Annotated in this window: 7 protein-coding genes and 1 pseudogene; 1 reads left to right on the top strand and 7 read right to left on the bottom strand. The window is 58.5% G+C overall.

Annotation, left to right across the window (positions count from 1 at the left end; translation table 11 throughout):
* The 5 genes and pseudogenes from VGK48_28570 to VGK48_28550 form a co-directional block, all read right to left on the bottom strand.
* Positions 1-152: pseudogene (locus VGK48_28570) on the bottom strand (ATP-binding cassette domain-containing protein).
* Between the two features lie 14 nt (positions 153-166).
* Positions 167-1,612, bottom strand: a complete 1,446-nt coding sequence (locus VGK48_28565) for a hypothetical protein (protein ID HEY2385148.1) — start codon at positions 1,610-1,612, stop codon at positions 167-169.
* Between the two features lie 12 nt (positions 1,613-1,624).
* On the bottom strand, positions 1,625-1,777 hold the full coding sequence (locus tag VGK48_28560; GenBank protein ID HEY2385147.1) for a hypothetical protein: 153 nt from the start codon (positions 1,775-1,777) through the stop codon (positions 1,625-1,627).
* A gap of 1,259 nt (positions 1,778-3,036) precedes the next feature.
* The gene (locus VGK48_28555; GenBank protein ID HEY2385146.1) at positions 3,037-3,273 is read right to left on the bottom strand and encodes a hypothetical protein; all 237 of its coding nucleotides are present in this window, start codon (positions 3,271-3,273) and stop codon (positions 3,037-3,039) included.
* 154 nt (positions 3,274-3,427) lie between these two features.
* Positions 3,428-4,450 carry a YncE family protein gene (locus VGK48_28550; protein ID HEY2385145.1) on the bottom strand — a complete coding sequence of 341 codons (1,023 nt, stop codon included), beginning with the start codon at positions 4,448-4,450 and terminating at the stop codon, positions 3,428-3,430.
* Positions 4,451-4,736: 286 nt separating this feature from the next.
* On the opposite strand from VGK48_28550, the gene VGK48_28545 reads away from it, so the two are divergent.
* Positions 4,737-5,786 (top strand): YncE family protein, encoded by a 1,050-nt coding sequence (locus tag VGK48_28545; protein HEY2385144.1) that lies wholly within the window; start codon positions 4,737-4,739, stop codon positions 5,784-5,786.
* 2 nt (positions 5,787-5,788) lie between these two features.
* On the opposite strand, the gene VGK48_28540 is transcribed toward VGK48_28545, so the two are convergent.
* Both VGK48_28540 and VGK48_28535 read right to left on the bottom strand, forming a co-directional pair.
* The gene (locus VGK48_28540) at positions 5,789-5,974 is read right to left on the bottom strand and encodes a hypothetical protein (GenBank protein HEY2385143.1); all 186 of its coding nucleotides are present in this window, start codon (positions 5,972-5,974) and stop codon (positions 5,789-5,791) included.
* Positions 5,975-5,991: 17 nt separating this feature from the next.
* Positions 5,992-6,250: phosphatase PAP2 family protein (locus VGK48_28535; protein HEY2385142.1), on the bottom strand; the 259-nt coding region annotated here is incomplete at its 5' end.

Genomic DNA, 6,250 nt, shown 5'->3' with positions numbered 1-6,250 from the left:
AGCGTCGTCAGCATGCGAATGGTTGTGGTCTTGCCAGCGCCGTTCAACCCGAGTAATCCATAAAGCTGTCCTTTGGGAATCTTCAGCGTGACCTGGTCCACGGCGGTAAACGAGCCGAAACGCCGCGTGAGCCCTTCCATTTCGACAGCGAATTCGGCCGTGTCGTTCATCGTGTCCGTCTCCACCGTCTAAAGGCGGCGCCAAGGCAGATGAGCGGCAAAATAGATGCCGCAAGCGCCATTTCCCCAGCCGCGCCCGCCACTCCGGCGTCGATGGCCCCCCGCGAACTGAATGTGTACGGCTGAGTGTCTTCCGCCAGATCATACGTGGCCGTGACGGCAAGCGGATACCGGTTGCCTCCGAGATCCCAGGGTTTCCTGGGATCCAGACGGACCGGAATGCGGACAACAAAACCGTCGACGACGCGGTGGCCGCTGGCGTCCGCGGGACCGGAGTCATTAAGATAGGTATGCGTTTCCAGATGCCGCTCGGCCTCCGCCAACGCCTGGGGTTCCGCCGTTACTTCGAGACCATTCTCTCCGGCGACGTGTATATGAAGATTCGAAATGTGTGCGGTTGTTTCGACAGGCAGAAGCAAGAGCAGGTCGCGTTCTGTCTGCTGATCCGTGCCGTACTGCCATTCCTCCCGGTTCAGGATCGGGCTGCAGCAACGAAACGGAATGGGAGCGCCGGGCCGGACCAGCGCCAGGTTCGGACCATTGCGTGAGAATACCCCCCGTGCCGGGGGAGCATTCGTCGGACGGGGCGCCGCACTGTCATAATTCGTATCCGCGAAAAGCGCCGGGAATGCGGCGAGCGCAGCGATGGCAAGCGCGATCGTCATTCGCTGGCGCGCGCTCGCCTCCCATGTTTCGACGCCCTGGGCGCGCAAAAATACCCAGGCCGCGAGCGCCAGCGTGCCGATCGTGAAGACCACCAGGCTGCCCCACGTCGCCGTCGTGCTGGACGGAATGCTCGCGGCGACCAGCGTGAACCCCAGCGCGTTCTTCAGCAGGACGGCAGGACTTGCCAGCGCGATGTGCCCGCTCCTGGCAGCGCCGTTGCCTTGCGCCACCAGAAGTTCCTGCAGCGGAATCAGTGCGGCGTAAACCAGCAGTACTCCCATGCCGGTCGCGGCCGGAGCCGCGATGCTCCTGCCGATGAAAAGAACTCCAATGAGAACACCGGCGCAGATACTCGCGGCGAGAATGCCTGGTGTCCAGAGCAGGAATCTATGCAGAAGCAGCGGCACACCGACATGAGCCGTGTAAACCATCATCATCGGCATCAACGCCAGGTAATAGCAGGCGGCGACCGACACCAGGACGAGGAGTCTCGCAGCCAGCCAGTCGCGCCTTTCCACCGGCGAAGTAAAAACTTGTTCAACAAATCGATTGGCGCGCGGCCCGGCGATCATCGCCGCTGCCATTGGAAGGAACGCCAGCGGAACAAGCCCGTACGCCATGATGCCGTAGCCGTCCAGCCAGGTATCCTGGGTCGCCGCTGTGGCCAGTCCTCCTAACGCCAGCAAGACGACCGCGGCCCCCAACCATGCAAAGCGCCCCCGCATGATCGCCTTGATCTCTTCAATATAAAGAGTCGCAATGGGCATCGCCGCGAATGCCTAGAACGTGAACCGCGTCTGAAACTCCCAGCGGTTGTTTGCGGCCTTCGGAAATCCACCAAAGCCGCCTCCACCGCCCGCAGGCTGATTGGCATGTCCGAAGATCGGAGACGGGATATTGCCGTTGATCGGGCCTCGGTTGTTATGATTCATGGAGCCTCCTTAGGCGAAGAAATTTTCGCTCGCTGGCAAGGAAGCCTACCGTTATCTGCACTTGTCAGTGTTAAAACGAAATTAATTGTTGTTTATGTAACTCTAATGCCCGGTGGCGAATAAGCGGTGCTATGTGAACGCACTGGTACTCTTGCCGGGGCGGCGCAACGATGTCAAAGGAACCGTAAGCAGTAGCTATGGTTCTGGCTTATACCCACCACCAAACTCGCGGAAAAGATTGAGAGTGCCGGTGATTGCGAGTCTGAGAGCGAATCGATGCATGGTGCCGCCGAAGGACAAATTACTCCCTGGGTACCACGCATTGGTAAGTGCAGTGGACATCCCGAGTCCTAAGACGTTTGACGCATTGAACGTAAGATCTCCGGAGTCGGAGCGAGTCACAGCCTCGGATTTGAACGCATAGAGAATCCGTGACATCACCGAACCACGGCCCTTTCGAAAATACCGAGGGTCCTGGTGCAACAGGGATGGCAGAAGCGCCCCTGCGAAAAAGTTGCTGCTGGCCATGCTTCCCGTATAGGAAACGAACCGCCGTGAAAACCCTCTTGGACCTTCGCCGTATTTGGGACCAACAATACCGGTTGAATGCGAGAGTGTCGCAAACATCACAGCCTCAACCGGAAAGGAGTAATCCAGCGTTCTCCGCCGGAACATCGAAAATTTCTGGGCGGATGTCAGCGGGGGCACCACGGCATCGGGATCCTTAACAGTATTGACGCCGGGGAAAATAAACGCCGTTCGGGTGGTCGGAAACAGACCCGGAGGCAGTGTAGGATCAATTCTTCCCTGGCCGTATGAAGAGTACCCGCTCCCCAAGGCTATCACGCAAACCACTAAACGTGCCGCACACCGAAACATTTGTTGGTTACCCTGCAGATCCAGTTCCAAAGGCATGCTACCGCGGGTAAAGACCCGTTACAAGCATATCGCAGTCGATATGAGTTGAAGATCTGAAGTTCTATCAAAACCGGCGGCTGATTCCGATCAGGGGAACGAAATCGTGGAGCCAGCCGTTGATCTGAGCTCCGGGCGCCAAAATAAATAATTTGCCCCGAAACGGCGAGGTCCGAAACCGGCTTCGGCCTGACCTGCGCGAGCCGTTACGGTGGCATCATGATAGAGTCCAAAACCTCCGGCAACACCGACTTCCTTGCTCTGGGCGGCGCAAACAACCGGCATCACTAAAAGCAGAAGAACCGTGAATCCCACCACGCGCCGCATGTATTGCTCTTCTCTTTTCATTTGCGTCCCACAAAGCGAATACGCGCCGTAAATGCCCGGGCTTGACCTCCACTGAACATCAGGAAATTCGGCGCATCGACATTATTGATGACGGCATTGCAGTCATTGCTGCCCGTGAAGTTGACGACAGCCACGCGGGCGGCCCACTGGTATCCGCGGAACGGAAAGCGCTTTTCGAGTCCGATATTCAAATTGAAGTAGGACGGGTAGCGATAGCCATTAGGTACGGCCATCGCGACCGGATAGTTACCAAGACGGAACCCGGCTTATCGAAATCCAGGAGGTAATCCCCTGGCGGAACGGAATCAAAGCGGAACTGCCCGAGTTCGTTTGTGGTGGTTCGCACGCCAGGCAAGTCAACGATCAATCGTGGTCCCTTCATGATTCCTAACGTGAAATGACCAGCAATTTAAAAGTGCCTGGCACTACGCTCGCCCGGCCTCCGCGGCCGCGTGGCGCGCCCAGCGGTGGGGCCGCCGGAGCTGCGAATTCGGCCGCCGCCACGTAAATCTTGTGCGTGGTTGGATCCAATCCCATGTTTCGCGAACCCGTGGGTGTGGCAACGCTCTGTACGACCCGATAGGTTTCCGGGTTGTCCTGATGGATAACGGTCATGGAACCGTCCGCATTCGTTGCGAAGACATCGCCCGTACTCGGATCGTAACCCGCACCGTCGACGCCCATTCCGATCGGCAGCGTCGTGATCGTTTTGCCGGCTTGATAGTCTGAAACCGCCAGCACGCCGCTCCGGCAGCCGCTGAACAGGCGGTGATGCGCCGTGTCGATGGCCATCGACACGGGCTGTTTGCATGCTCCCGTGGACCAGCGGCGGGAGACGGTTGCGGCCTTCGCATCGATCTCCACGACTTCACTGATGTCGGTGAGGTTCGCATAGACCTTCCCATCACCCGCGGACGCGCCGTATTCCGGCTTTCCACCGAGGTCGATCGTCGTGATCCGCTTCCCCGCAGCCGGATCGATCACCGTCGACGAATGCGCGTCGCCATTAAACGTAAAGACGCGCTTCGAAGCCGGATCGAAGATGATGGCATCGGTGTCCTCCGCCGAAGGAATCCGCGCAAGCTCCTTGAAAGTCTTCGCATCGAACATCACGACCGACTGATCGTTCCCCGATGTCGCGAACCCATGTCCGCTGGGCTCATCGATCGCCGTGCCGTGTGCCCCGTTGATGCCCATGACTTCGCCAAGCAGCTTCCCGGTGTTTTCGTCGATGACCATGACGCGATTTGTCCGCGCCACGAAAACCCGATGCTGCGCGGGCTCCGGAACGACGTAGTCCCACGCTCCGTCGCCGCCGAGAGCATAAGTCTGCACAATATGATAGCCCGGCGACTGAGCCAGAAGGGGCACAACCGAACACAACAAAATCACGATAACGATACGACGCATGAATACTCCCTTCTTGCTAAGAAAATTCCCGCCGCAATACCACAAACCGGAACACCAGATCCTTCATTCGGGATGCGCGAGTTTCCTACCGTCAACCAAGTGCAACTCTGGACAAACTTTTCATGGAGCCTCCTCAAGCGGGAATGTCGTTCGCTACAGCCTACTGTGATCTGCACTTGTCATTGTTAAAACGAAATTAATTATTGTTTATGTGAGTCATCCTTAACTGCTCTCTTGTCTCTGCACTGTCGGCCTGCGATACAATTCCGGTCCCAGGGAGGCCGATATGACAAGACGCTTGGTGATTCTGGTATGCGCGGCGATGTTTCTGGTGACCTGTATCGCATTGGCTCAGACGTTCAAGGTTGAAAAGTTCGATATCAAAGGAGACGGCGGCACAGACTACATTGCCGCTGAGCCGGGGACGGGCCATGTGTTCGTTTCACGAGCCACGCACATGATGGTTATCGATGGTCCGACGGGCAAGGTGCTCGGTGACATCCCGAACACGCCGGGTGTGCACGGCGCGGGAATCGCGCCGAAGTCCGGCCACGGCTTCACGACCGACGGCGGCGATTCGACGGTCACGATGTTCGATTTGAAAACGTTCGCCGTGATCAAACAGATCAAGGTGGACACAGGCGGACTCGACGGCATCATGTACGACCAGCCGGACGACAAGATCATCCTGACGAACCACAGCCGGCCGATCGGCACGCTCGTGGCGCTCGATCCGAAAACCGGTGATATCGCCGGCAAGGCCGAGCTCGAAGACAATGCGCCTGAAGGCGCCGCAGCCGACGGGAAGGGCCATATCTACGTCAACAACGAGGGCAAGAGCACGATCCAGGTGATCGATACCAAAACGTGGAAGGCAACGGCATCCTGGCCGCTCGCTCCCTGCAAAGGCCCGACGGGCATCGCGTACGACAAAGCGACGAACCGCATCTTCTCAGGCTGCAGCAACACTTCGGTCGTCGTCGATGCGAGCACCGGCAAGATCGTCGCAACCATCAAGAACGGCACGCGCGTGGACGCGTTGGGATGGGATCCGGGGAAGAAACTGATCTACATTCCGAATGGCGGCGAAGGCAACGTCACCGTCGTGCATCAGGACTCGGCCGACAAGTACACGGTCGTCGATACTGTCGCTACGTTCGCGGGCGCAAAGACGATCACAGTCGATCCGAAATCGCACAATGTGTATCTCTTCCAGCCCGAACGCGGCACGGCTCCGGCGCCGCCGGCCGGCGCAGCTCCTGCTGAGGGACGAGGACGCGGGCGCGGACCGCAAGGCCCGATCGTGGCCGGCTGGTTTATCGTCATCAAGCAGTAATTTCAGAACGCAAGCCGCGCCGAGAATTGCAATCGGCGCGGTGGTTGCGCGCTCACCGCGCGTCCGAAGAACGGCGAACTGAGGTTCCCGACATAACTGGTGTAGTTCACCCGATTGAAAACGTTGAATCCGTCGACCGATCGTGGGGGGGCACTCCCCGCCTGAGTCAGGCGGGGAGGCCGCTTCACCTGGGTGTGCCAGTCTGTTACTGCGCGTCGTCGGCTAGATGAGCGTGATGGTTGACGACGTAACGGCCGATCAATTCACCAATTACGGCACCGGCCACGACATCGGTCGGAAAGTGCTCCAGAGCACCAACGCGAGCGAGCCCAATGGCGGCTGCAAATCCGTAGGAACCCCACACAACCAGGGGTTTGTCATGGTATTCCTTCGAGAGTACGGCGGCGAGAGCGAAGGCCTCCATCGAATGACCGGACGGGAACGACATGGAATCCGATCCGTTA

The sequence above is a fragment of the Terriglobia bacterium genome, from assembly GCA_036496425.1.
Taxonomy (GTDB): domain Bacteria; phylum Acidobacteriota; class Terriglobia; order 20CM-2-55-15; family 20CM-2-55-15; genus 20CM-2-55-15.
The sequence above is the reverse complement of the archived record's forward strand: the minus strand, read 5'-3'. Positions and strand labels throughout refer to the sequence as shown.